Below are 25,609 nucleotides of genomic sequence, written 5' to 3' on the forward strand. Positions count from 1 at the left end.
TTATTAATATGCTCGTTTCATCTGATTCTCTTTCATTAAAGAATGGTACTGTTTCCAAATATTCCTCGAAATTTCATGATTCTCTATAATCACACCTGTTTCAATGTTTTTACGGAAACCATGATAAGAAAAATTTGCAGATGTCAATAACAACTTACGTTGGTCTACTATAATAAGTTTGGCATGTAAACTTGTATAATCACTCGAATCCGTGCCAATCCAATGATAGACATTTAACTGATAGTTATCAATTTCCCAGTGTTTCATTATCTCTTTAAAATTATTTTCCACGTCATTAACGATAATATTTACCCGGCAGTTCCTCTCTACAGCCCGTTCCACACTCTTCAATAGTTCCTTAATCGACTCATCCCTGAATGAAAAACTATACCCCACAATAAAGATTTCTTGTTCAGCAGACTCTATTAAGTACTTTACTGTATCATAAGTATTAAGTTTTATTAGACCGCTATCAAGACTAGGGCCTGTCCAAACAGGTGAAATACTTGGCTCATGTTCTTTTTGTTGTTTTGCCATCATAAAGGCCAGATCAAGATATTTTCTTAATTCTATTAATTTAACATTTTTTCTTGCAGCTTCATTAAGCATATCGTAGGCTAAAAACTCAAGTTCGAAAGGAAACTTTAATTTAGATTGCCAAGTGATAAATTCGTTAGTGAGTGTACCATTATCAATTTGTTCAAAAAGTCTATCCAGCAAATGTTCATTTGAAGATGAAAGACAAACTGAAATAAATCGTACTATTTTTTCATTTAACTTATTCAATATTAAAGAACTCCCGTTGCTGATTAGCTAATGTTTTTACTAGTAAGGAACGATCAAGATAACGATTGGATTTCTCGCAAGAAGTCTCAGCAGACAGCATACAGCTGTGACATGCGGCGCCATTTACATCTTGTAGTTTATCCACATCTTTTTCAGCACATTGTGGATCTCCAGAACAATAACATGCAGCTGATAAAGTACGCGCTAATATCGACTCAAACTTGTCTTTTGTACCCAATTCTACCAACCCTCCAAGGCTCCCTTCCGAATCCACAGTAGCCGTATATATTAATATACCGGCCATCTCCTTTTCCGGGTCGGAATAAATCCTTTCTTTTAAGGCAGATGATGAATAGCCGGAATGCATTGTCAACTCCCTTATTAATGCATGAGAAAGTGTGTGAAGCAATACGTATCTAAGTCCAGGAAATGGAGGAATTTCGTTTACAGGTACTTTTCTTTCCCGATACATCGCAGTGTGGGCAGCTGCCATCCCAGCACCATAGTCTTTATGTTCATTTTCCCAAGTCTGTAGTTTCTCCTGATTAATTGTCAAAAAGATACCTTCTCCATAAGTCTCTACACCAGGTAAAAAAGGTTGAGGTGTTGCACTTAATGGTGCAAGCTCTACTTGGTCGTTACCAGATTGATTATCATCACTTGAATTATCTGTTTCACCTGAAAGTCGGGCCGTTAAATCAGGCAATGGGTGTATCCTTGTAAAACCCTTTAATACCATTACTTCTTTAAGTCGCTTAATCCGTACAAGATCTGATATATAGTCCTTAAACCTTTCCGGTACGACTTCCGGCTCTGTTTCAAAATCAATTTCTTCATAATTATGATGCTCTGTGAGTAAGGCATGGTACTCGGGTGTTCTTAAATCAACATCATCACTACTATCAGTTCCGTTTCTTAATTTCTGTACGATATTCCATACTTTATCTAACCCCAGTCTATTAATGTCTGGGTTTCTCTTCATCATAAAATCGAACATAGGTCTATTATCTAAAAGTTCATCATCAGAAAGGTTTATATTTTCTTTTATAAACTCTTCTATTCCTTCCTGCTGCAATGCTTTCGGAATCACTATAGAACTTTCAATTGATGAAAAATAAATGTTTGATGCCCCTCTTAATAATAATTCTTTATCATTTTCACAATCATTTTCAAAATCTCTTAACCATGGCCTTCTTCCACTGCATTTTCCTAATATCTTATTATTGGTGAATGCTTCACTCACAGACCTTTCTTGCTTACAAGTTTTACAATATACGACAAGATCTTTTAGAGACCCTGTTTCTCCTTCATCCCGCAAATATAACTTACAGGACTTAGGGTCGTATTTGCTTTTTTTGTGTACATACATTCCCCATGGAAAATCATTTATATGACCTTTTTTACAGGTTACAATAAAACGGACAGGATGCGTTTTGATTTTATTACAAGGTTCACCTTCAACATCAGGATTCTTACAATAAAGTACTCCGTCCTCTTCCACGAACTCCCTTCCACTATACTTCCCAATCTTTCTGCATCTAGGACAAACATGATATTCGGGAAAACGGTAAGCTGGAATCGTTCCAAATTCCTTACTTTCACTGATTTGTATAGCTTTAATCTGTTGAATACCCAACTTCTTTTTCAGTCGATTTTCTTCAATTGTCTTGGATTTTGAAACATCAAAAGAATCCCATTTGTCAATTCCACCCATTATAACTGAGTAGTCCGGCAAGTCCACAATAGAACCTGGACCAAACGTCGTGATAAATTGACTGGGTCTGAGTTCACCAATTTTTTTACTCATTAGAATCAGTCCTTTCCAATGTAGATGCCGGCTACAGGTTCAACATCTCTCATAGAGTTTGGAGTATTATAAGTACCTCTTGAAGAATCTTGGCCTAATGGATAGAGAAGATTTGACTCATTTTCTTTTTTCCTAAAAGAAGAATAAATCAATCTGCTTTTATTGGAATCTTCTTCCCAATTTTCTATCAGATGTTCAAGGTGTTCTTTAATTTCTTTCGGGGAAATACCCATTTTACGTGCTCTGTCCAAGAACACTTTAATCGTTTTTTGAGCCAGTTCATTTACTTTGTCTACATTATTAGCTGCTGAATTCTGAGAGAGTTCACTTTCTCCCAATCGCAACATGGATACTAACACAGCCGCTAATCCTCTATCCCTTGCTCTTGAAGCGAAAGGGGTGACACTTATTGGTTCTACATATCTATACACTGCAGCATGGTAGGCATAGAACTCTTCATAATGTGAGATATCCCTTGGCCTTGCCCAGTTATATGCTGTAATGATAAGACCGGGATGTCTTCGGCCTACCCTACTCGTAGACTGTATATATTCTGCTGTTGTTTTAGGTTGCCCGTTCACAACCATTAACCCCAACCTAGGAACATCGACACCTACAGATATCATATTACTGGCAAGCAATACATCAACAGGGGTTAACTTTCTTTTCTCGCTGAAAGGCTGCATTAGACGATCCAGTAATGTTGGTATCTTACCTGAGTCGATACGGCTGGTTAATTCAGGAACATCACGATCTAATTCTCGCTGAACAAATGTGAATCGATTTTCACCTGTATACTGCTTCTCCAGTGTATTCATTCTTGCAGGAACGTCATCTTCAATTAATCTCACCGCACCGCCAAGCTCCCTGATACTGTTATAGTACCCCACTAAGGTTTGATAAGGATCAAGATTATCAAGATCAAATTCGGACGTACGTTCCATAGCTGTAACACTTGATAGTAAGTTAGCAAATATTCTTAATTGGGAAGTTTTCATACTTCTACCTGGAGCGAACAAGCCGACATACATCCTACCTGGCTCATCTTGAATACTTCTTTGTTTAGCAAAGAATGAATCTGTATGGGTCAAACCGGGACTTGGAAATATTTGAGCGTCCCTTGTATATAGTCCACTTATCTGTTTATGGGCATTCTTTATCGTTGCAGTTGAAGCAATGATCTTAGGTCCGTATTCATTCCCATTGATTGATACTGAACACAAGTGATCTACAGCTGTCTCATAAAGTCCCACCATTGTTCCAAGCGGACCGGAAATCAAGTGCAGCTCATCTTGTATAATTAAATTTGGGGGGTGAACAGAATTAGTGTTCGTTAAGTTGGTAGTACCTGAAACATTTTTAATGTTTGCCAGTTCATTTTGAGAATTCGAGTTAGACATGAATCCCCAACCGTCTACCTCTCCCTTTACCCGGCCGAAAAGGTTCTGTATCTGGGGTTCCCATGGCATGCGGGCAAACTTATCTACTGTACCTATTATCATATCTGGAAGTATTCGATAAATTTCTTCATCCGTTAACAGTACAGGCAGTCCTTCTCCACCAGAATTTGATTTATGAAAACCACACTCATTATTCGGACAGCATATAAGCAATCTCTTCTTTTTATCTTTCACTTTATATGTATTGTAAAAAATAGCCGGATTGTTTTTATCATCCACAAGCTTTTCTCCACACCATGGGCAGGAAACTAATTGAATCGGTGTTCCATTTATACCTTTTGGATTAAAGAATTCAATTTTTCTTCTTACTGCATCCTCTTTAGCCTTTATGACTTTTTTGGCATCTTCAAACTTGTTCGGAACACTATTATCTCCAACCCATAATCCAATTCTAAACCTTGTGTGTCCCCATTTCTCAGGCTCACTCTTCCTTATTTCCTCACAAGCGCATATCATAGCGGTTGCACGTTGAAACTGTTGGATTGTTAACAATCTCAATGTATAACGCATGATTACGGAAACACCGGCATCCGTTCTGTAACCTTGGACATTCATTAGCCTTCTATAACCTAACGTAAATGCAGCTAATCCTAAATAAGCTTCCGTTTTACCCCCTCCTGTAGGGAACCAAAGCAAGTCAGCTATACTCCGGTCTTTTGATGAAGGATCTACTACACCTTCTAAATTTTGCAGGAAAAAAGCAATCTGAAATGGCCGCCATTCCGATTTGATACTTTGAAGAGATTTCCCGCTTTCAATAGCTTCGGTATGAGTCCGTTGATCTGCCATTACTTTGTTTGCAAATAAGAAGGCATCCAATGCATCTTTGTTTTCATTTAACTTTTTTAACCCTGCATGCATCCGATCTAATGATTTTTGGCATTTTTTCATGTGAATTGTCGCTGTTTCTCTATAGTCTACTTCTATCTCCTCAATCTCTTTCCATCTTTTTTCTATCCATTTTCCGTATTCCATTAATAAAGGCATAAGTGCTTCCTCTACTTCTCTAGCCGTTTTCTTGGAAGCCAATACATTCATATCCAAGGTTCCACCTTTATCCCATTTAGGAGGTAGAACCATAGGGATTTCATGTGCCGGGATAACCTCTGTCTCCAATACACCTGCTCTGGATGTTTCTTCATTCACTTCATTCCAACAAACAGCTATATTATGACCAACACCATAGACCCCTTCGTTGCGGTAAAGAAGTTCATTCGACCTCGCATCTTCATCTTGGAAGCCTTTATCATTATTTGAAAAGGCGTTTCTCACCATAAAACCACTTGGGCTACTCACACGGATCTTTGGTTGATACACACACATGTGATCAATTTCGTGTTGATCCGTTTCCTGAATGTACCGATTAACTAGGAATAAACTCACAGCAAATGAGTTTTGATAGGGTCTGACGATCCATTCGACTTGAATTGATTCTTTTGTCTCTTTTTCTTCCATAGTTTCTTTACGGGGGACTCTCTTTTTTTGTTTTACTCCTAGTCCTGCCGTTAGATCTATATGAAAATCCTTTAGCAAAAAAGGAATCCTAGTCCAGTTTTTCTCTCCTATTTCTTCATACATCCCAAATTCTATGTCTACATTAATGACAGGTTTTTGTTTATCAACTAAAAAAGATAAACCGATTGCGGAAGGATTCATTGCTTTCGCAAGAGGAGCAATAGATTCGAATGCTTCTTTAGAAGTTTCTCTTCCATTCATAGAATCTGTTTCATTCTCTTCAGCTGCAACACTTGAATGCATAGGCCATAGAATACCTGCCAAGTATTTTTGTAAAGGTTTATTATTTATCGTTTCCTTCTCGTCTTCACAACCAATTAATTCATAGCGCAAACGTTCCAATAATTTGTCCCTGACTTTTCTATCAGCTTTTTCCATTTTGTATCCTCCCTGATTCATTTTGACGCCACTAATACTATTTTACCAAATTCCCATAAACATTTGGCTATTTTTCTGGTAATATATTGAAAGGATAGTCACTAAACATATAATCATCGAGGAAGGCGTTTAACATGGATAAATTGTTTAGATTATTAAACCCTCAACAGAGGAATGCTGTCACAACCACATCAAGATATACTCAAATAATCGCAGGACCCGGGACTGGCAAAACAACAACTCTAGCTGCCAAAATTCTCTATACACAAACTGAATTAGGTATACTTACTGAAAATATACTGGGTATCTCTTTTTCACGTTCTGCCAAGTCACATTTATTAAATAAAATGGAAGAGTTTACAAATATAATTGGGTACGGTGGAAAGCCAATTATTTTAACTTTTCACAGCTTAGCTTTTCGGATTATTAAAAACGGGATTCATTATAATGAATCTCGCTTCCGCGAAGGCTTTGGTACTATTTCTACAGAAAACTTCATAGATTTGGACCCTTCACTAACTAGGGGCTTATGCGATGAATATGCTGATCGCAACTTAGTAAATAAATCGATGTCACAAGCTTATAACTTAATTAGACAGGGAAGTCTCGAACCCCGTCCAATTAACAGTTGGAATGAAATCTCTCAAGATGCTCAATATCACATAAACACTTACACTCATGGAAGAATTTTAATTAGGGGATGTGATCTAGCAACATTTTGGAAAAGAATAAAAAAAATCGAAAAAATAAGAAATACAACAGATTTCCAAGGCCTTATTAACGAAGCAACTCGTATCTTATCTTTAAAACAGAGGACATATAAAGATGTATCAGAGAGTTTCAAACATATTTTCGTCGATGAGTACCAAGATACATCTCTGGCTCAAGAAGAGCTTCTTCTAAGATTAATAGACAGAAATCAGGCCGTTACAGTTGTTGGGGATAAGAACCAGACTATTTACACATTTAACGGGTCAAATAATGAAAATATGGATCGATTCTCTGCTTACTGTAAAAGAAGTGCTCCGGCAAGTTCTGAAGTTATACATCTTACCCTTAATTACAGATCAACTAATGAAATTATTCATGTTGCAAATAACTTTATTGGCGAAGAAACAATCCTCCCAGCGAAAGATAGAAATGGAATTATGCCACTGGTTGTTGAAACTCATTCCATTCAACTCGCAGCACAATTCATTGCCAAGAAAATAAGCGAGCTTGTTGAGGATTCGTACGTATCTCTATCTGATATTTGTATTCTCTACAGGAAGAATTCAGAGCACTCTCCTCAGGCAGATGCAGTTTTTGAACAACTTGATAAATTCTCCATCCCCTATGATACACAGCAACAAAAAAAAGAGAAAACAGAGTCTCTTATTGAGCAAGTATTAAATGTACGGGATGTTTATGAGGACGAACCATTAGAAGAAGTCATTGAAAAAATAAAAGTGAAAAATGCGTCAGAGGAACTTATCAAATTCATTGTAGACGTTATGAATCAGGGTGGTGTTGATACAGATGATCTCAGCGAACATATTGTTGAGATAGAAGAAGAAACACCAGTAGAGGCAGATACTGATTCTATCACAATTAAAACAGTACATGATGCTAAAGGGTTAGAGTACCCCATTGTATTTATTCTATATTTAGGAGATCGTGAGTTTCCTCATAGCAGCCGTCCGGATATTGAGGAAGAAAAAAGATTATTATATGTCGGTCTCACCCGGGCTCAAAATCAGCTCTATATACTCGGCAAGAAGGGAATAGAGTTTGAAGGATTCTTGGATAAATGTATTGATTCTAATACCTCACATATTCACTTTAACTCATCTTTTGCCGAAGAGAAGAATGAAGGATTTAATAAGACCGATACAGATATAATCGACCAGACAACAAAACAGCAGGAAGAAGAAGAAAAGAAACGTCAGGAAGAATTAAGAAAGTTAATGGAATTTTTTTAAGGAGGAGCCTCATGTCACAAGCGATTGAATTAACTAAGAAACAAAAAACATGTGTTACATTTAAACCCGAAGGAGATTTACTTATTCAAGGTATTCCGGGAAGCGGGAAATCAACTATACTTCTTGCAAGAGCAGCTTATCTGAAAGAAACACTCCCAAGTGACTCATTACTTGTACTGACCTACAGTCGTACGCTGACTAATTATGTCCGTCAACTTTGCGCAAAGACCATTTCTTCACCGATTGCTGCCAAGACCTTTCATCAATGGGGGCAAGAAATGCTTGAGCAGACAGATTATCCACACACGCGTTTAATAGTAGGAGAAAAAAGAGAAAGTGCAATTAGATTCGCTAAAAACATTGTAAATAAAAGATACGAAACTGTTAATTTCCCTAAAATGAAAGTAGATTCCAAGAGTGATAAAGCCTTAGTCCAGTTTCTTTGCGATGAAATTGAATGGATCAAGGGTGCTGGAATTAGATCCCGAAAAGAATATTTAGAAATATTACGTGCTGGACGGGGAACTGATATTCGTTTAACGCAAGCACATCGGGAAACTATATATGATATTTTAGAAAAATATAATGAGTTACTCTCCAATCATTCTAAGCATCAAGGAATTGATGGGGACGATTTGGCCAGAATACTGGTTGAAAAGGCTAATCAAATTCCAAGACACCTTAAACCTGATCATATATTAGTTGATGAAGCTCAGGATTTACATTCTATGCAATTAAAAGCTATTAGTTCAATAACTAAAAAAAGTTTAACTATTGGCGCGGATAAAGGTCAACAAATATTCAGACGGTCTTTCACTTGGAAAGACGCAGGAATTAAAGTTGTCGGCAATCGAAGTCAATTGTTAAAGCAAACATTTAGATCCACACGCGAAATAATAAGGTTAGCCAATGACTTTCAACAACAAGATAAGCAGTATGTAAAAGATGCGGACTTTTACCGTGCCGAAGAACCAAACATTGATGGAAAAGTTCCAGAATTGGCACTATGTCCTGACCGGGAAAATGAAGAAAAAACAATTCTTGAACACGTCAAAACTGTCAGAAGTACTTATCCTGATAGTACTATAGGTATCATCGCTCAATCACATAAAAAACTGGAACGTCTCAAGGAAATTTTAGATACCAAAGGGTTCCCTGTATATCTTGTAAAAGAGGAAAACGCTGATATTATATCACCGGGGGTCAAATTGATTACCTATCAATCCTCCAAAGGGTTGGAATTTGATCATGTAATTATAACTGATCTAAAGAAAGGAAAGTTGCCATACAAATCTCCTTCTCCCGGAGAAGACGAACAAGATTTCATTTCACGCGAAAGAAAAAAACTATACGTTGCAATGACACGCGCAAAAAAAACATTATTACTTGTTGCACAAAAAGAGTATTCTCCTTTTGTACTTGAGCTTAATAGTGAAATGTATAGACTAAAAATAAAAGTCCATTCCGTTTGATAGAAAAAAGGACTACAGAATGGCAACATTCAATAGTCCTTTTTACAATCTAGAACCTAATTACTTTTGCTGAAAGAATTATATTTCTTCAGTATGTTTTTATAACTACCAAAATCATTCCACTCAAATAGTTCCTCACAATACTCACTATAACATTTTGCATTATATAGTGAGTATGCTATGTCTAGGACAACGTCGTCATTCAAACCAATTTTGTGACTGCAAAACGTTTCATTTTAGAATTAACTAAAAATTAATCTAAGAGTATTTCATAAACATCTTCTATAAGAGTAAGTATTGAGCTCTTAAACGTTTCAGCTTCAGTGCTGGAAATATCAATAAATACAGAATATATTTCTGGTACAGGGATTCTATTATTATCAATTGTAAAAACAGTTGATGGCTTGTAAAAAAAAGATGGGTAAATTAAAATGCTTTTTTTGGCATATAAAAGTTGATTGTAAACTAGCATTTGATAAAGATCTGAGTTTTTAAATACACCATTCGCTTTGTTCTTTACATCTATTACGGCTTTTGCTGAAGGTTGAAAATCTCTTTCTTCATCTTCTGGAGTATATTTGTATAATATATCTGGGTGGTACTCATTTTTATTTAAAACAGCACCATTAAAGTACTCCACACCAAATATTTGAGACTCTTTCCACACAGAGAAATCCCTTTCTTCTGTCACTTCAATTAGTATCTTTTGAATGAATTTTTCGAAAAGAATGTCAAAATTAACCAGGAAACTTTCTCCCCCAACGTTTCCTCCGAACTCATCATAATATAAAGAATCGATAATCATAGCAGCTTCTGACGCTATTTTTTTGTATCGTATATTTTTTGAATTAAAGTCAATGGTTCCTAAGTAATTACTTGCATTTTCTGTAATTGGGTGAACATGGTTAAAAAAGTCTAATAACTCAAATGCTTCTGAAGTGTTTTGTCCAGATTTGGAAATGAGTTGTAACGCGCCAACAATTAACCGATTGATATCTACATCGGGTGAGAGCATGTAAACTGTGGTCCTTACAGGATTTCTTCTTAATTTCATGCTGTTTTTAAATGTTGTTACATAATCTACATTCCCTTTTAGAAACTTAGTGTTTTTATCAGTTTTCGAATAATCTTGCAAAATACCAATTGATATATTTCCTCGTAATTTTGTCAAAAAAGAACGAACAATATGCTGACTTTGTGTACTTTCATTAATATCTAATAACTCATCGTCTTGAGTATTATTGTAACTATACACATAATTATATAATCGTAAAATATGTTCGAAATTTATTTCTTTATATTTGGATTCAATTGTAATTAATCTTCTTGGAGTTTTTATATATCCAGTAAGTGACTTACTTAAGGAAACTACTGATGCTTCTTTATGCTCCTCTTTCCAAGCAATACCTTTCTTCTCCAGAAATTCAGTGAAAAACTTTATCTCGTCTGAATTTACATAAATTAAATTATGTCCATCAATACTGTTAATGTATTCCACAAGTAATCAGTCCTTACCATTCATTCCAAATTCTTCTACAAATGCTTCTACAAAATCCTCTACTTCCATCAACCCACTACTTAACTGTTCACCTAAAATAGTGACTAATGCATTGCGATTCGAAAACGTGTATTCTCGTAAAGTTGGGAGAATCACAAAATTAAATTGACGATGAAGTTTCTCGTCTGTCCAAACATACTTTGTACCTGATTTTACAGAATCCGACAAGAAATATGAATGTCCAAGTAATAACTCTTCCTTTCCTAACGTATTTAAAATTCTAGTGTTTATGGTTTTTAAAATATCACCTATATCAAAACTACCATACTCCGTAATGGATGATAATAGTTCGTAATTAGGAAGTAATTCCAAGAAAGCAAACCGTCTTCTTATTGCTAAATCTAAAAAAGCAATATTCCTATCACTTGTATTCATTGAGCATGCAATATACAAATTTTCAGGAATTGAAAATGTTCCAGTTCCCTCAATCTCTTTAGCTAAGTCAACAGAGTAACCCCGATCCAAAGCTAAAATCGTTTCTCCAAAAATTTGAGCGATATTACCTCTATTTAGTTCATCTATAATGAATAGATGTGGAGTGTTTTCTGGATTATCTTTCGCTTTTTGAATAAACTTCAAAAACTTTCCTTTTTTTGAAATAACTGTAGAAGATTCTATGGTATCCCCCCCTATAAAATCTTCATAGGAGTAATTAGCATGGAATTGAATCAATTCTGCATGTTCAAATCTACTTCTTAAATTGTTTAAAAATCTGGATTTTCCTATGCCAGGCACACCAGTCAAAACTATTTGTTTCGTCTGCATTAATGTGTTGAAAATTTGGTCATCAGTTGGGTTATCTCCAGTCATCTGAATGTATTTAGAAACCTGTGTAGATTCGATTGATATTTCTTGAACTTCATTAACAGAATTAGATACAGATATTTCTGGTTCTAAACCTGTTTTGAAAATAAATTCACTTCTTATTTTTTCTGGGTTAATCACTGAAGTTGATGGAGTAATAGAATCGCTTAAAATATCATCTTCAAACAACCACAAAAAATCTTTTTTGGTAATCCGAAACAATTGCCGTATTGTTTTACTAACTACTCGAGTAAATTCTTTTTCACTAGGTTCTATTGATTGGAAATCAAAATCTATAAACCTGAGTACCCAGCAAGTAAAGTGTTTCAAAGAGATTTTTTGACCCTTAAGATAATTTTCATTAATTATTTCTTTGTATTTACGAGAAAGAGTCAATTGTTTATTCTTATCGATATAAAGTTGGTCATGTAAATTTTTCTTTTCAATTGTATCTTTTATACGTGAAACGAGACCAGTAAACTCAGTTCCTGCTTGATAAAAATCACCAGATAAAATTTCTTCAAATTTAAAGGAATTCGGAAATAAAACAGATCTCTTTTTACCTGTTTCATTTTTACCCTGTAATCCACCCATTTTCCATACAAGTCCCAATAATACTTTCTTTTGTTCAGCATTTGTAATTGAGAATGAAACCGGTCTTGTTAAAGAAATTCCGAAATGTTTAGCAATTAAAAAAGCTGGAAGCATTGCATCATTATCGATGTTTAGATTTTTAAAGTATGTAATTGAATTTAGAATATTATCTTCTGAAATATAATACTTAGTCACTTTGCTCCTCCTACATGGGTAATTCCCTCTATCAAAAATTTACATTAATGTTATTTTCTCATAATTAAAATGAAAAATAAATAGAAGTGCTAATTATGTGATTTTTTCTTACTTAAAATATATTATAATGAAAAACTAAAAAGCCACCAATATTGGTGACTTAAACGATACCTAATAATTCATCAGCATTTATTTGTTCAAGGCTATTATAACCGTTGTCTTCAGTATCAATGGTACTGTTTAAAATAGCTAGAATTTGAATTGCTAATACAAAAGCAAGTTTTGGTGGAACTGCGTTACCAATAACTTTGTACTTTCCTGATATATTATTAGCTTTAAATACAAAATCATCTGGAAATGATTGAATTCTTGCTACTTCCCTAACAGTAAATCTTCTATCTTCAGTAGGATGTATAATCCCACAATTTTCAGGGGTAGCTGCAGCAGTAATTGTTCCGCAAATCTCATTCCGACTATACCTTCTATAAAAATTAGGTGATTTATACTTTTTAATATTGTCTCTAATGCGTTTCATTCGCTCAGGGAGTTTATCATATGGGATATCCTTCCAAGATCCACCTTCCTTAATAAAAGGTATAATTTCCTTGGATTGAGGTGATAGTCTCCAATGCTCATTATTAGGTAAATTAGGATGCAAATTTTCAAGCACTGAACTTAATGTTAGGTTATCTGCTTGAAAGGGTTTTGGAAATTCGAACCTTTTGTTTAAATCTTTACGAATTCCTACAATAATGACTCGATATCTATTCTGTGGAACTCCATAATCACTAGCTTTTAATAATTTATAATCAACGTAGTACCCTTCTTCAAACATGATCCTTTCTATTTCATCTATTAACTTACTACCATCCTCGTTTTTTATTGATAATATCCCTCTAACATTCTCAAATAGTATAACTTTAGGTTGCTTTTTCTTAATAATCCTAATTGTTTCATGAAATAGAGTCCCTCTTTCATCTGCAACGCCTTTTCTATTGCCTGCGCTAGAGAACGGCTGACATGGAAAGCCACCAACTAAAATATCACACTCTGGTATTTCATCTTCATGAATTTCTCTAATATCTTTTTGAATTATCTCCCCTATATTTTCTCTATAAGTTACTACAGCATCATTATCTATGTCATTGGCAAATACTATATCAAAACCAGCTTGCTTAAATCCTAAATCCATTCCTCCACAACCGCTAAATAAGGAGACAAGTTTTAACATCCTTAAAACACCTCTTCTATACTTTCTTTCATAATACTAGAATTGCATGAAAAACACAACAGACATAAGAACACACGTTCTTTTTTCTTGTCGAATAGAAATCTAACATCCTAGCCCGCTTATTCAATCAGTGGCCCATTCTATATTGTGTAACTTTTGCAAACCCTAAAATGATTTTGGACATTTCCAAGAAAGCACCAAAAACACCGGGACGGTCCTAGTGTTTTCTTCGTTTAGCCAAACGAAGGAAAAAATGAGGTCCCTGTATTTCCAAAACTACGTCCTTTTTTGATAATTAAAGTCTACAAAAGTAACTTTTGTTTATAACTGCATTAGTCAAATTCTCAACTACCTGAATTGGTTTTCCCTCTTAATATAAGTTGTCAGGGTCAATATCTAGTTCCCCTGGCCAAGATGCTTTACTCCACTCTTTATCAACAAACACCTGTTTAAAGAATACAGGATCTTTCAATTTCTCTAACACACCAATCATATGCAAAGTGATAGCCACAAATTTGCGTTTGCCGTTAGAAAAATCAAGAAGTAGCCATCCTTCCAACCCTGACATTGCTTGGTCCTTTTTAATTTGAACTATAAATACTCCTTCTGGTAGAGAGGGATTAGGAGAAAGGTTGAAGAGTAACATTTGATTTTAAAATCCTTTAATTTTTTGTAAAATTTATCAACATACTAATTGGGGAGCACCCGGAACCAACCATCCCTACTGTTTCCATAATCCAAACCGGAAATAATTTCACTCGATTTTAAGTACAACCTTCCCCTTTGTCCGTCCACTTTCAATGTGCCTATGAGCCTCTACAATTTCATTTAAAGGGAAGCACTTTTCAATTACAGGTCTTAATTTTTCTTGTTCCATAAGCTCTCCTAATAGAACCAAATCACTGTCGTTTGGTTTTGCAAGATGAATCTTGGCCTTTTTACTACTTATGATAGAGCCTATCATCAATTGAATTGGATGATACTTGGGGTAGAGTGGATGTTCTGTTATATAAACTCCTTTTTCTGTTAGTGAACGCAAGCAACTGAAAAAGGTTCTCTTTCCGACAGCATCCAATATTACATCATATTTTTTTCCGTTGTGAACGAAATCTTCCTGTGTATAATCAATTACATGATGAGCACCTAGATTTTTTACCCATTCAATATTTGAGGTACTACAAACTGCAGTTACTTCAGCTCCGAAATGCAAAGCAAGCTGAATGGCAAAGTGCCCGACTCCTCCAGATGCACCATAGATTAATACTTTATCGCCTGCTTTTACTTTCCCAACATCCCTCAATGCTTGCAGGGCAGTCTGTGCAGCACATGGCATTGCAGCTGCCTCTTCAAAAGTTGAGTTATTTGGCATAAGGGAAATAAAACTTTGCCTTGGGCAGACATATTCAGCATGTGAGCCGACACAACTTCCAAAAACAGAATCTCCAACCTTAAATTTCGTTACATTTTCACCTATGGCTTCCACTGTCCCCGCAACGTCAATTCCCAGAATCTGCGTTTTTGGTTTTGTAAGTCCATTCTCTATTCTGGTAGGAAAATACCCTTTTCGAAATAGATTGTCATATTGATTTACCGAGGCTGAGACTACTCTAATCAATACTCTATCTTCATCTTTAATTGACGGCTTATCAACTTCGCTAATTTCCATTACTTCAGGGGAACCATAGGCTTTAAAAATGGCTGCTTTCAAAAGTTTGACCTCCTAATAATAATTGAATTGTTACATAACCATAAACCTTGACAATCAATTTGAACCTGCCTGAAAGCAGCCTAACTTAAAAACTGAACTATCTTCTTAGAGGTAAGTACCATTCTTATATAAGTATATTATGCTGTACGAAATCACACATGATTAAGTTCCAATTAAATTCAAAATTGTCGTGTCCCCAGTCGTTGAGGATTACCTACGGATTTTATTGAATATACTAGAACCATTCTCTTGAATTGAGGCTAGGACAAAAGTGTTTTAGCCTCAATAAAACCCGAACTAATTTTCTAATCAAATTAGTTCGGGTCTTATTTGAAGTAATTGTTCAGTTTTTGGTTACACCAGCGGTTGATTGAAAAACACCGGGACGGTCCTAGTGTTTTCTTCGTTTAGCCAAACGAAAGAAAACATGAGGTCCCTGTGTTTCCAAAACTACGTCCTTTTTTGATAATTAAAGTCTACAAAAGTAACTTTTGTTATAACTGCATTAGTCAGATTCTCAACTACCTGAATTGGAATTCCCTCTTAATATAAATTGCCAGGATCAATATCTAGTTCCCTTGGCCAGGATGCTATCCTCCACTCTTTATCAACAAACACCTGTTTAAAGGAATACAGGATCTTTCAATTTCTCTAACACACCAATTATATGTCGAGTGATAGCCACAAATTTGCGATTGCCATTAGAAAACTCAAAAAGTAGCAATCCTTCCACCAATGGCATTGCTTGATCCTTTTTAATTTGAACCATAAATACTCCTCCTGGTAGAGAGGTGTTTGGGGAGAGGATTGTAGAATAACATCTGATTTTAAAACCCTTCAAATTTTTAAAAAATTTATAATTATACTAAATGGGAGGAATAGGGAAACGTGAGGACCGTCCCCGTGTTTTTAGAGTTTTTTATACTACAAGCCTTTTTCGTCTCCAATAAACAGAGATTAAAGCTACTGTTACCAAATTGTATAATAGAAAAATCACCAGAGACGCAATAAATGCACCCAAACTAAATTGGATATAAAAAGCCTTCTCGAAATTTGGAACACTTATAATGATTGAAAAGACTAAGAAAATCAATGGTAATACTAGACCCATGGACTTGTATTGAGATTCACATATTGCACTTTGTATTAGAAAAATCCCAATCATAATTAAAATAGCTAAGACTATCAAAAGTACATCAAACAAATAAATAACCTCCTGTATTTTAACATTTAACTCTACTGCACCAAAAATAGCGACTGCTACTTGTTGCGATCGCTCCCAATAGTTGAAGAAGCAATTCCATCAGTTACTAATTAGTATCTTAATCTCAACTTTATTTTCTTCAACTAATTCATTGAGATGCTTATTTGCTTGTTCATCATACTTTTCATAATTATCCCTTGGTTCACCTAATACTTCTTGTATATAGGCATTAACATACGCACCCGTTTCAGTTGTTATCTCAATGTACTTTTTGTAATATGCTTCTGGAGCCAGTGCAAGTTTTTCAGCTTGTGGTTCAACAAACTTACGAATTGAATTTGCAGCATCAGTATCTATATGGTCAGGTGGATAATCCCCCAATGCCTTTATCGTTTCGTTTACTTCTTTTGACACATCGATATTCATTTTCTTCGCTTCTTCTATTACTAATTTTGCTTTTATTGTCCCGTCCAACCTATTAAATATTTCTTCATCAGGGTATAAAAACCGCAATTCACCAATTGTTATCTCTTCTCCTTTAACTATTGCGACAACATCTTCATCATTATACTTGGGTGAATCCGAGCACCCTGTTAAGAAAATTAAATAAATAATAATAATAGAACAGAGAATTTTATACATAACTTAAACACCTCTCTCCAGAACCGTAACTCGCTAAGATAGTTACGAATAATCTAGCACAAAGTTTCGTTTTTTACTTTCCTGAACTGAAAGAAAAACTACTGTTTCTTGTTTAGCAATCGTTAGCAATAGGTAAACGTTTGAAGTTTAAAAAATTCGCTTATTCGCTTTCTTTATACTTTAACTCTTCTGAATTTGCTTTTTCAGTCGAAAAACTAATTTGGTAAATGTTATTCTTCTCAACCCAATAATGATAAGTTACTTCTGGCTCGTCTTCGAAAACCACCCCAATGTAATAGGGATTAAGGTGCTTATAACCATCTTGTCTATGAGGAACCGTTGTAATTATCCACTCGTCATTTGGATACTGATGTTCTAAATATGGTTCTAACATTTCAATTTTTTTCTCAATTTGTGCATCTATCCAATATGGGCGGGCTATAAAAAATATGGTATATGCTAAAAATACGACTATGGCGAGGACCAATCCAAACTTTCTCCATTTACCTTTTAAAATAAATGAAATAATTATGAGTACTGAAATAATAATACCTACCACCATAAACTCTATAACTTCTGTTGGGTGCATAAGCCCTCCTTGTAATATGTTCACTTCCATTCTTCTACTCCAATAGCACAAAAAGCGACTGCCTTGTTCCACAATCGCACTCCTTTACTATAAGTACATCCTTCAAAAACTTTACTACTACTTCAACCAACTTTTATCCCAAAAGCTATCCATCTTCCATCTATATCTTCAACTACGAATTCTGTATTATTGTAATCTGTTTTGTCTAAGGCACGGACTATCTTAACATTGGAACTGACCAGTTCTTCTTGAAGTTCTTCTTGGTTTTTTGTAATAAAATAAGCATCATACCCGTAACCATATAAGTCTCTATTCGGAATTACCTTCTGTCCGTTAGTTTTGGTTAAGATAATCTCTGTTGTATCACGATACAAACAAATATGGGGTTCATTCGCATTCAAATAATGAACAGCCTTAAATCCCATTTTATGTTCATAAAAATTGGCGGTTTTTATTATATCCTGTGTTGGAAATATACAATGCGATTCAATTAAAAGGTTCTTCATTTACTTTCTCCTTAAACATTGTTGGATTATATCAATTTCTATAATCCTTAGTAAATTCCTTCTTTTACTAAGGGCACCTTTACTTCAACAACAGAAGGAACTGCCACTACAACAACAGTCCTACACTAATAATCACCGCTAGTAAAAAAAAGAAAGACTACTTTTTAATTTGCATCAAACTTGTCCAAAGAAAATCTTCTCCAAATAGCTCATTTGGTTGAATAACTTTCTTCATTTTTCTAAAGTCTTTAATTATAAAATCATCTTTAAATATCTCCTTTAACCTTTCTTCTGTATAGCCTATTCCACCTCTCAAGCTACCTTCTTTGTAAACTTCCCAATCTGGTGTACCTAAACTACCATCTGTATCAAAGCAAACCAGTCCAAAGTATCCATCTTTTTTAAGTGCCTTTTTAATTATCTCTAAGTACGTTAATCGGCGATGAGGAGCTAAATGATGGAACATTCCACAGTCATAGATAAAATCATATGTATTCGGTTCAATTTCAAAATCAAACAAAGAAACGCAATGAAAATCCAGAGTAACCCCCTCTTCATCCGCTCTTTCTTTTGCCCATTCAATCGCTTTTTCAGATAAATCCAATGCCCCTACGGCAGCTCCTTGCTTAGCCATATAAATAGCATTTCTACCAGGTCCAGAGCCTAATTCTAAAACCTTTTTTGGAGAAAGTCCCTTATTGAAATATTCAACCAAGTTCTCATCGGGGCCTTTCACTTTAAAAAAGGGAATATCTTTTGATCTATCTTCATAAAAATTCTCCCAAAATTCCTTTGGTTCTCTCAGTAAATCATCTAACATTGCTAATAAATCTTCATAATTTAAAATTCGTTTCTCCACAAGTACTCCTCCAGAAACATTCTGCTTTTATTTTGACAAACCCTCGCATAATTAGAGGAAGGGAACCAGAACACTTGGCTTTTTCACAAATATAATACAGTCCTTTGTGATCATACCAACAATTCTTACTCATCAATATCCTCCCCCATCTTCACCAAATAGTACGCAGCTATTAAGCAACTACCATTCGACAATAATAAAAAATTTTTTCTTGTTATACCTTTGAAATAGCTCCCCGTTTGTTACGGCAATCAAATAATAAGTGGATAAGGCTTTCGTAGTATGGGAGAAATTCTTCTTTTTTGATCATCGTCAAAATTTCCTCCTTGCTTGCCCATTTCACGTTTTGAACCTCTTCATACTGCAAAGTAAGCATATGTAACTGCACATCTTCTTGGATTAAATAAATGTCATCAAAACCATTTTCAAAGTTAATGGTTAAGTGAGGACGTATATGCTGAAAGTCTACTTTTAAACCAATCTCTTCATTCAATTCTCTTTGTGCAGCAGTTTGACTTGTATCCCCAGCTACGGCACTCCCACCTGCAGTGAGATCCCACAGATTTGGCCACCCCTCTTTGAAGGACTGCCTTTGTTGAATGAGCATTTCCCCGTTTGAATTAAAAATACAAACATGAATAACTAAATGAAAATCCCCAGGTTCAAGCTCTTTACCACGAACCCAAGAACGACCTGTTTTGCTACGATTTATATCATACATATCCCATAATTCCACCAGCTTACACCCAACTCTCATTAGTCATTATCTTAAGATTAGACCTCTTAACCTTTACTCAGCAAACCACTTCAATTGTTTAATGACTTGCACAAAAAAGGGACTTATTCTTCAAGATAAGCACCCAGTTTATATTTATGGCATCCTTGGGATTCAATTATTTTTATTTCTTGGTCAGCTTAAATGTTTCAGTATTACCATTCCATTCAACTGTTACCTCGACTTCAGTATCTTCACTGATCTTGGCATTTGTTGGATCCGCTTCTTTATAGTCTCTAAGAGAGCCATTTTCCTGCAATTTATCCCTCGTTCCGCCAAAACTACCTTTACTGTTGACGGTATAGGTAATTTCACCAACAGAGTCTACATCCTCCCCCTTGTACCTTAATATAAGTTCCTGCTTCTCAAAATCACTGGAATGGTGCACTCTTAAATCTGCTTGCCAATAATCAGATTCACCTGAAAAAGTAAAATCTTTGGAGCTGCAAGCAGACAACAATAATACAGTTATAAATAGCGTTATCATCTTCCGAATCATACTTTATTTCACCCCTATGAATTAAAATTTAATTTCACAAGATGACGAAAAAAATAACTAATCTTAAATAACTCGATGGATACGACATATTTAAGGTTTCATTATTTCAATGAAACTTCCCTTTTACCTTAATGCCAATTATTTCAAAAATCAGACATTTACTCAAGATATATTTCCTTAAAAAAGAAGCTTTTCTTGTTGCAAGATAAGCTCCTATTAATGAAAAAATACTGAAGTTTCGACTACTTGATTCGCTTTTTAAGGTCATCAATTTCCTGTTTTAATTCATAATTTTGCCTTATAATTTCATCAAATTTTTTAGCATTACTTTCATTAAAATTGAACCAAACATCTTTAACACCCCAATAAAAAAATAAGAGTACAATAAGCGTTGGTAATGAATAAAGAATGATATTTAATAATGTCGACATTTCTCCAGCTCCCTTAACTCCTTCTATCAACTATGAAACAACCTTGCCCTATTCCTTAACATTAATTATTTCAAATATCATACATTCTCTCAAGATATATTTTCCATAAAAAAGAAGCTTATCTTGTTGCAGATAAACCCCTTTAACCAAAGATACTGATGGCTGCAGATACTTAATCAATTTCCTCAATTTTAGAAACACCAATCTCAATATTTGACGCTATTTCTGAATTCAAAGAAAACGAAGCAATAGCTTCAAACTCATAAGTACCTGGATTTAAGTTAGGTATATCTAACACATTGAAAGTTACTTTGTGAGGTTCATTCTGAAAAAGTGTTGTTGTTAATTGTGGTTGATCCATGCCACCTATATATTCAAAATAACCATCTTGTTGGTAAATATTAAAGAAAAATATACTCCCACCGTGATATATATCTTTTTCCGCTTCTTCTCCTGTATAAGTAATGGTGGCATAAACATTAAGAGCTTCACCGTTTTCAACATTTATTGAAACTTTAAAGTCATCTACTTGCTGAGAATCATTTTTTATATACGATTCACCTCTTATATTCTCCTCACTATTATTATTTTCCCCGCACCCAAATAGTCCGAAAACTAAAATAATAATAAACATTTTGTAGCTTAGTACCAACTTCATTTAGCAACCCCCTTTAACCACCTTATACCAGAAACCTGCCCAGCTATTTTATAAGGAGTGATTTTTTTGTGCTGCAATCGCCCCAGATAGTTGAATATTTTTTCATAAGAACGTTCTTAGTTTGCTGCTTTCTCTTTTAGATACTTTTCATATGCTTCTTGGACTTCATCTCTGCCCCCCTCTGATACAACTTGCTTATGAATGTCATTTAATAAAACAAACGACCTAAAAATAACTCCTACAACAATTGCACATAAGATGTATAGTCCAATTGGTCCAAAGAAAACTAATATACCTAAAAAACCTGCTAACAAAACAGACCATAATAATTTCATAAAATTTCCCCTTTTATATCTTTTTTTCTATATAAAGTGTTAGTTCCTTTTTCAAGTGAACTGCCCTATTGCTTAATACCAATTATTTCAAAAATCAGATATTTACTCAAGTTATATTTCCATAAAAAAAAGCTTATCTTGTTGCAGATAAGCACCCTGTTTGAATTTTATTGGAATTATAAGGTTCTCTTCTATACGTCATTCAAGTTAGTCTCGTTCTTTGAAAATCTCAAAAACATTTTAAACAAGAGTCGAAGCAAAAAATAAAATATGAAAAAATTAAATAAAAAACCAAATATACTAAAAGAAACAGAACCGCTTATAGGATGATAATTAAACCACTGTGCTGGAAATCCGTAAGAAGGTGCCCCACTTTCCATATAAACCCCTATAACGGGTACAAAAGCCATACCTACTGTAATGACATAACTTATGAAATACAAATTTTTGTATAGCCTCATATCTTTTCCGAACAAATATACTCCAACTACTCCAATAACAAAAGAAACAATACTAACTGGAACGAAAAAACTCGGTTCTCCAATGTCATATGACCTATTACTTAAAATCGCAAGGAATACGAAAACGCTAATAATATAGAAAATTTGAAGTTTATCCTTATTCATCCTTCACCTCCTCTAAGTTTATTTATGCACGAAACCGTTAGGCTAAATGGATCTCTTATTAAGGATTCTCCCCGTTCGTACAACAGTTTCCTTAACTATCGCATCCTAATGTTAAAGAAAACAACAATATCAGACACCCAGTATTTTGAGTGCTTGTTCTCTTCATATAACCATCCCTAAAATCTCTTCAACCCACTTAGGATTTTCTTCAATACTTACCTTTTCACATAAACTCTTATGTGTTTTTTTAAATTCAGGAATGATCTCCTTAATTACATTCATTAAATCATTGTGGTCTCTGCTGCTATGCCAGCTTTCTAATAGCGAAAGTTGCCATCTCTCCAATTCGCTTCTTTCACCTTCATATTTTGCCCAATCTCCGAATGCATTAGGTTGAAACCCTTTATCCATACACCAAGCAGTTGCCATAGACATTCTTAAGTTATCCAAGCATTGTAAAGCATAGTATATTTCTTTTCTATTTACTCTTCGATAGGCTTCGTGAACATATGCAAAAAATTTTGTTCTCCATATTTCAACCTCTTGCTCAGTTGGACTATAAGATAGTTTCTTTGATTTTTCTAAAACTTCTCCCATAAATCCTTTCTTATCATAAACAACGCTTATGTTTTGCAGCCATACGGATGGTTGAACACCTGTTGTTCTATAATAGAAAGAGTCAACTTTTATAAAATTATCATAATGAGCAATGCTATACGTAGTCCAAGGAAAGTCTTCATGAAATAATACTTTTCCCCAGCGTTTAGCTCTCTCTTTTTTGTTCAACCTATATTCTTCAAACACGTCATCTTTAACAACTATACGTAGGTCAATATCCGAATAAAAATCTGTATTTTTCTTACCTATTGAACCTCCATAAAATACAGCTAAGACATTTTCATCTTTTATTAAGTCTTCCTCGATTTTATTTAACAATATTTGTCGATGTTTAGGAATATCTAAATCTCTTTTCCGATGTTTATTTTCCAATCCCACACATTAAAAACCACTCCTTTGATAAATATCCTTAAATATAATATTTCTTCAAAAGTTAAAAGATACCTTCTTTGGGCTTACTGCTCCTTAACTTCAATAAAAAAAGGTGCTATCTCCTTGTTAAAGATACGCACCCGTTAGCGTGATAACACACAATGATCACAAGAAGATAGCTAGCAACTGACAAAAGATGCGTTTGTATGGTCAACTAGCCTTTTTACCTTCAAGTAATCTAAGTATCCATAGGGAGCTTATCATAAGAACTATCCATCCAATTACGGAAAAGAGTATATTTTTTGGCAATAGAATATTAAAAAAATATAAAAATAGTACAGCCCACACAAATATGACTAGATACTTTATAAGGTTTCTCAATTTACCCTCTCCTCTAATCTATTTCTTTATCTCTAAACTGCTTAGTTCGTTCAATAATAAAGGGCTAACCCTTATTCTAAAAATGGTCAACGTCCTATTTTTATTAGCCATTCACGTAAGTTGGCTTTTTGATAGTACACCTTATTGTTAATTACAATATGAGGAATGCTTGGGTGTTCGGCAATCAAATGTTTTGCGTCTTCCTTGGAAATACCGATAAAATGATGAACATCATTCTCTTTAATTAGTTCGTGGTCATCATTTTCATCTAAAGATTCTAAAATATTTTTTGAGTCTGGATTCTTAAAATTTTTTAATCCATCCCCAATTAAATATCCTGCTATGACAATTCCTAATCCTAACCAAATCATCCGAATTCCTCCTTAATGGCTAATAGTGAAAAAGCATATCTGCTCATTCCAAATACGGACCATATATATTTTGCGAAATAGAAAAATATAAGTCACAATTGAATAATCCTGCTCCTGTAGTTTAACATTAATTTCCTTTCTGTTGACAAAGAAAAAAGCATCCCTTTTTGAAAGAATGCACCCGATAGTTGAAGAAAAGATTTATTGGAACAACACACATTATTTCTTATAAATTAGCTTAAACCTTTCACAAACAACAGGAATTTTGTAATTAAACTCTTGATTTATATTTTTTAACTCTTTTTTAAAGAAGGTTTCATGAACGTCACGCCAATACCCTAATGTACGGTCACCTTCACCTTCCAAATATGCGTGCTCTGCGGTAACTTCATCAAAAGGAACCACCTCTACTGATGTAGTTTCGGCTATTGCAACGGCTTTCCCATCTCCGTCAAGAATAATATTATGAAGACCTACTAACGGTAATGCTTCATTTTCCAATTCATATAACGTATAGTTTGATGCTGTTGCTGTTTTAGTCCCTTCTAACACTAAATTAGCAAGCTCATTAGCCATATCTTTTGAATCACCAAATGCCCATGCCTCATAATGTCTTGGTGCATTCGGATTAATTTTTCGATATTCTTCCCACATTTGAATAATTGAATCATTACTCATATCTATCAACCTTCATTCTATTTGACTAATTATGTACTTAAACCGTAACACTTGGGTTTAGCTGTGCTTCTTTAAGCCTTCTTCTCCGTAAAACAACAAGGAGCTGCCATAACGACAACACCAGTAATTTCATTAAAGCCCCATTTAATGCAATATTTATTGCTTTTCTTTTAGTAAAGTAACTACTCCAATACTAAATACCAAGATACCAATTAACATCAATGAATGTATAAATCCGCTTAGAAGAGGTACAAATTCTCCAGTTAAATTCTGGTTTCGATACACGATATTAACTAGGCTGTACCCTAAAGGTGAACTAACCAGTAAAATAATAATTCCAAAAATAAAATATACCATTGCTTGTTTACTCATCAATCATTCCCCTTACTACAATTTAATTCTTCTGCCCTATTGCTTAATACCAATTATTTCAAATGTTAGGCATTTACTCAAGATATATTTTTCCACAAAAAGAAGCTGACTTTGTTGCAGATAAGCTCCAGATAGTAGAATAAGATATCGACATTTACATAGTAATACAGTGTGGATTTTATGTATTTACGGAATGGCTCTTTCTTCTTAAATAAGTTCCTAGC

26 protein-coding genes are annotated in these 25,609 nt (G+C 34.5%); 2 read left to right on the forward strand and 24 right to left on the reverse strand.

What is annotated here, in order from left to right:
- Positions 1–3: 3 nt before the first annotated feature.
- Genes K9B36_RS08970 through drmA form a run of 3 tightly spaced genes read right to left on the reverse strand, consistent with a single transcriptional unit; the run spans position 4 to position 5,946 of the window.
- Entirely contained in the window at positions 4–786 is a 783-nt protein-coding gene (locus K9B36_RS08970; protein ID WP_223701708.1) for a phospholipase D-like domain-containing protein, read from the reverse strand.
- Complete coding sequence (gene drmB, locus K9B36_RS08975) at positions 779–2,593, reverse strand: DUF1998 domain-containing protein (protein WP_223701709.1); 1,815 nt, start codon at positions 2,591–2,593, stop codon at positions 779–781. The genes K9B36_RS08970 and drmB overlap by 8 nt, the downstream gene beginning before the upstream one ends.
- 5 nt (positions 2,594–2,598) lie before the next feature.
- A complete protein-coding gene (gene drmA / locus K9B36_RS08980; protein ID WP_223701710.1) occupies positions 2,599–5,946 on the reverse strand; it encodes a DISARM system helicase DrmA in 3,348 nt (1,115 codons plus the stop codon).
- 134 nt (positions 5,947–6,080) lie between these two features.
- On the opposite strand from drmA, the gene K9B36_RS08985 reads away from it, so the two are divergent.
- On the forward strand, positions 6,081–7,907 hold the full coding sequence (locus K9B36_RS08985; protein ID WP_223701711.1) for an ATP-dependent helicase: 1,827 nt from the start codon (positions 6,081–6,083) through the stop codon (positions 7,905–7,907).
- 11 nt (positions 7,908–7,918) lie between these two features.
- Positions 7,919–9,379, forward strand: coding sequence for a 3'-5' exonuclease (locus tag K9B36_RS08990; protein WP_223701712.1), 1,461 nt, complete (start codon positions 7,919–7,921; stop codon positions 9,377–9,379).
- A gap of 253 nt (positions 9,380–9,632) precedes the next feature.
- Here K9B36_RS08990 and K9B36_RS08995 read toward each other — a convergent pair whose 3' ends face one another.
- The 21 genes from K9B36_RS08995 to K9B36_RS09095 form a co-directional block, all read right to left on the reverse strand.
- The gene (locus K9B36_RS08995; protein WP_223701713.1) at positions 9,633–10,877 is read right to left on the reverse strand and encodes an McrC family protein; all 1,245 of its coding nucleotides are present in this window, start codon (positions 10,875–10,877) and stop codon (positions 9,633–9,635) included.
- 6 nt (positions 10,878–10,883) lie between these two features.
- Entirely contained in the window at positions 10,884–12,530 is a 1,647-nt protein-coding gene (locus tag K9B36_RS16975) for an McrB family protein (protein WP_223701714.1), read from the reverse strand.
- Positions 12,531–12,690: 160 nt separating this feature from the next.
- Positions 12,691–13,761: a DNA cytosine methyltransferase gene (locus tag K9B36_RS09005; protein WP_223701715.1), complete on the reverse strand. Its 1,071-nt coding sequence runs from the start codon at positions 13,759–13,761 to the stop codon at positions 12,691–12,693.
- Positions 13,762–14,131: 370 nt separating this feature from the next.
- On the reverse strand, positions 14,132–14,407 hold the full coding sequence (locus K9B36_RS09010; protein ID WP_223701716.1) for a DUF2442 domain-containing protein: 276 nt from the start codon (positions 14,405–14,407) through the stop codon (positions 14,132–14,134).
- Between the two features lie 108 nt (positions 14,408–14,515).
- Positions 14,516–15,469, reverse strand: coding sequence for an NAD(P)-dependent alcohol dehydrogenase (locus K9B36_RS09015; protein ID WP_223701717.1), 954 nt, complete (start codon positions 15,467–15,469; stop codon positions 14,516–14,518).
- Between the two features lie 622 nt (positions 15,470–16,091).
- On the reverse strand, positions 16,092–16,238 hold the full coding sequence (locus K9B36_RS09020) for a hypothetical protein (protein ID WP_223701718.1): 147 nt from the start codon (positions 16,236–16,238) through the stop codon (positions 16,092–16,094).
- Positions 16,239–16,388: 150 nt separating this feature from the next.
- Positions 16,389–16,673 (reverse strand): hypothetical protein, encoded by a 285-nt coding sequence (locus K9B36_RS09025; protein ID WP_223701719.1) that lies wholly within the window; start codon positions 16,671–16,673, stop codon positions 16,389–16,391.
- 99 nt (positions 16,674–16,772) lie between these two features.
- Positions 16,773–17,315, reverse strand: coding sequence for a SurA N-terminal domain-containing protein (locus tag K9B36_RS09030; protein WP_223701720.1), 543 nt, complete (start codon positions 17,313–17,315; stop codon positions 16,773–16,775).
- A 160-nt stretch (positions 17,316–17,475) separates the two neighbouring features.
- Entirely contained in the window at positions 17,476–17,934 is a 459-nt protein-coding gene (locus K9B36_RS09035; RefSeq protein WP_223701721.1) for a hypothetical protein, read from the reverse strand.
- 92 nt (positions 17,935–18,026) lie between these two features.
- Positions 18,027–18,410, reverse strand: a complete 384-nt coding sequence (locus K9B36_RS09040; protein WP_223701722.1) for a VOC family protein — start codon at positions 18,408–18,410, stop codon at positions 18,027–18,029.
- A 157-nt stretch (positions 18,411–18,567) separates the two neighbouring features.
- Positions 18,568–19,269, reverse strand: coding sequence for a class I SAM-dependent methyltransferase (locus K9B36_RS09045; protein ID WP_223701723.1), 702 nt, complete (start codon positions 19,267–19,269; stop codon positions 18,568–18,570).
- A gap of 214 nt (positions 19,270–19,483) precedes the next feature.
- Positions 19,484–20,005: an NUDIX hydrolase gene (locus tag K9B36_RS09050; RefSeq protein WP_223701724.1), complete on the reverse strand. Its 522-nt coding sequence runs from the start codon at positions 20,003–20,005 to the stop codon at positions 19,484–19,486.
- 163 nt (positions 20,006–20,168) lie between these two features.
- Complete coding sequence (locus tag K9B36_RS09055) at positions 20,169–20,543, reverse strand: hypothetical protein (protein ID WP_223701725.1); 375 nt, start codon at positions 20,541–20,543, stop codon at positions 20,169–20,171.
- Between the two features lie 242 nt (positions 20,544–20,785).
- Positions 20,786–21,004 (reverse strand): hypothetical protein, encoded by a 219-nt coding sequence (locus K9B36_RS09060; protein WP_223701726.1) that lies wholly within the window; start codon positions 21,002–21,004, stop codon positions 20,786–20,788.
- Positions 21,005–21,146: 142 nt separating this feature from the next.
- Positions 21,147–21,632 (reverse strand): hypothetical protein, encoded by a 486-nt coding sequence (locus K9B36_RS09065; protein WP_223701727.1) that lies wholly within the window; start codon positions 21,630–21,632, stop codon positions 21,147–21,149.
- Positions 21,633–21,748: 116 nt separating this feature from the next.
- Positions 21,749–21,967, reverse strand: coding sequence for an ATP-dependent Lon protease (locus K9B36_RS09070; RefSeq protein ID WP_223701728.1), 219 nt, complete (start codon positions 21,965–21,967; stop codon positions 21,749–21,751).
- 191 nt (positions 21,968–22,158) lie between these two features.
- On the reverse strand, positions 22,159–22,593 hold the full coding sequence (locus K9B36_RS09075; protein WP_223701729.1) for a hypothetical protein: 435 nt from the start codon (positions 22,591–22,593) through the stop codon (positions 22,159–22,161).
- A 162-nt stretch (positions 22,594–22,755) separates the two neighbouring features.
- Positions 22,756–23,589 (reverse strand): aminoglycoside 6-adenylyltransferase, encoded by an 834-nt coding sequence (locus K9B36_RS09080; RefSeq protein WP_223701730.1) that lies wholly within the window; start codon positions 23,587–23,589, stop codon positions 22,756–22,758.
- A 461-nt stretch (positions 23,590–24,050) separates the two neighbouring features.
- Positions 24,051–24,335: a DNA-binding protein gene (locus tag K9B36_RS09085; RefSeq protein ID WP_223701731.1), complete on the reverse strand. Its 285-nt coding sequence runs from the start codon at positions 24,333–24,335 to the stop codon at positions 24,051–24,053.
- A gap of 219 nt (positions 24,336–24,554) precedes the next feature.
- Positions 24,555–25,013, reverse strand: a complete 459-nt coding sequence (locus K9B36_RS09090; RefSeq protein WP_223701732.1) for an ASCH domain-containing protein — start codon at positions 25,011–25,013, stop codon at positions 24,555–24,557.
- A gap of 156 nt (positions 25,014–25,169) precedes the next feature.
- On the reverse strand, positions 25,170–25,385 hold the full coding sequence (locus tag K9B36_RS09095) for a glycosyl transferase (protein ID WP_223701733.1): 216 nt from the start codon (positions 25,383–25,385) through the stop codon (positions 25,170–25,172).
- Positions 25,386–25,609: the final 224 nt, after the last annotated feature.

Origin of the sequence: Sutcliffiella deserti (genome assembly GCF_020037475.1) — a bacterium.
GTDB classification, from domain to species: Bacteria; Bacillota; Bacilli; order Bacillales; family Bacillaceae_I; genus Sutcliffiella_A; species Sutcliffiella_A deserti.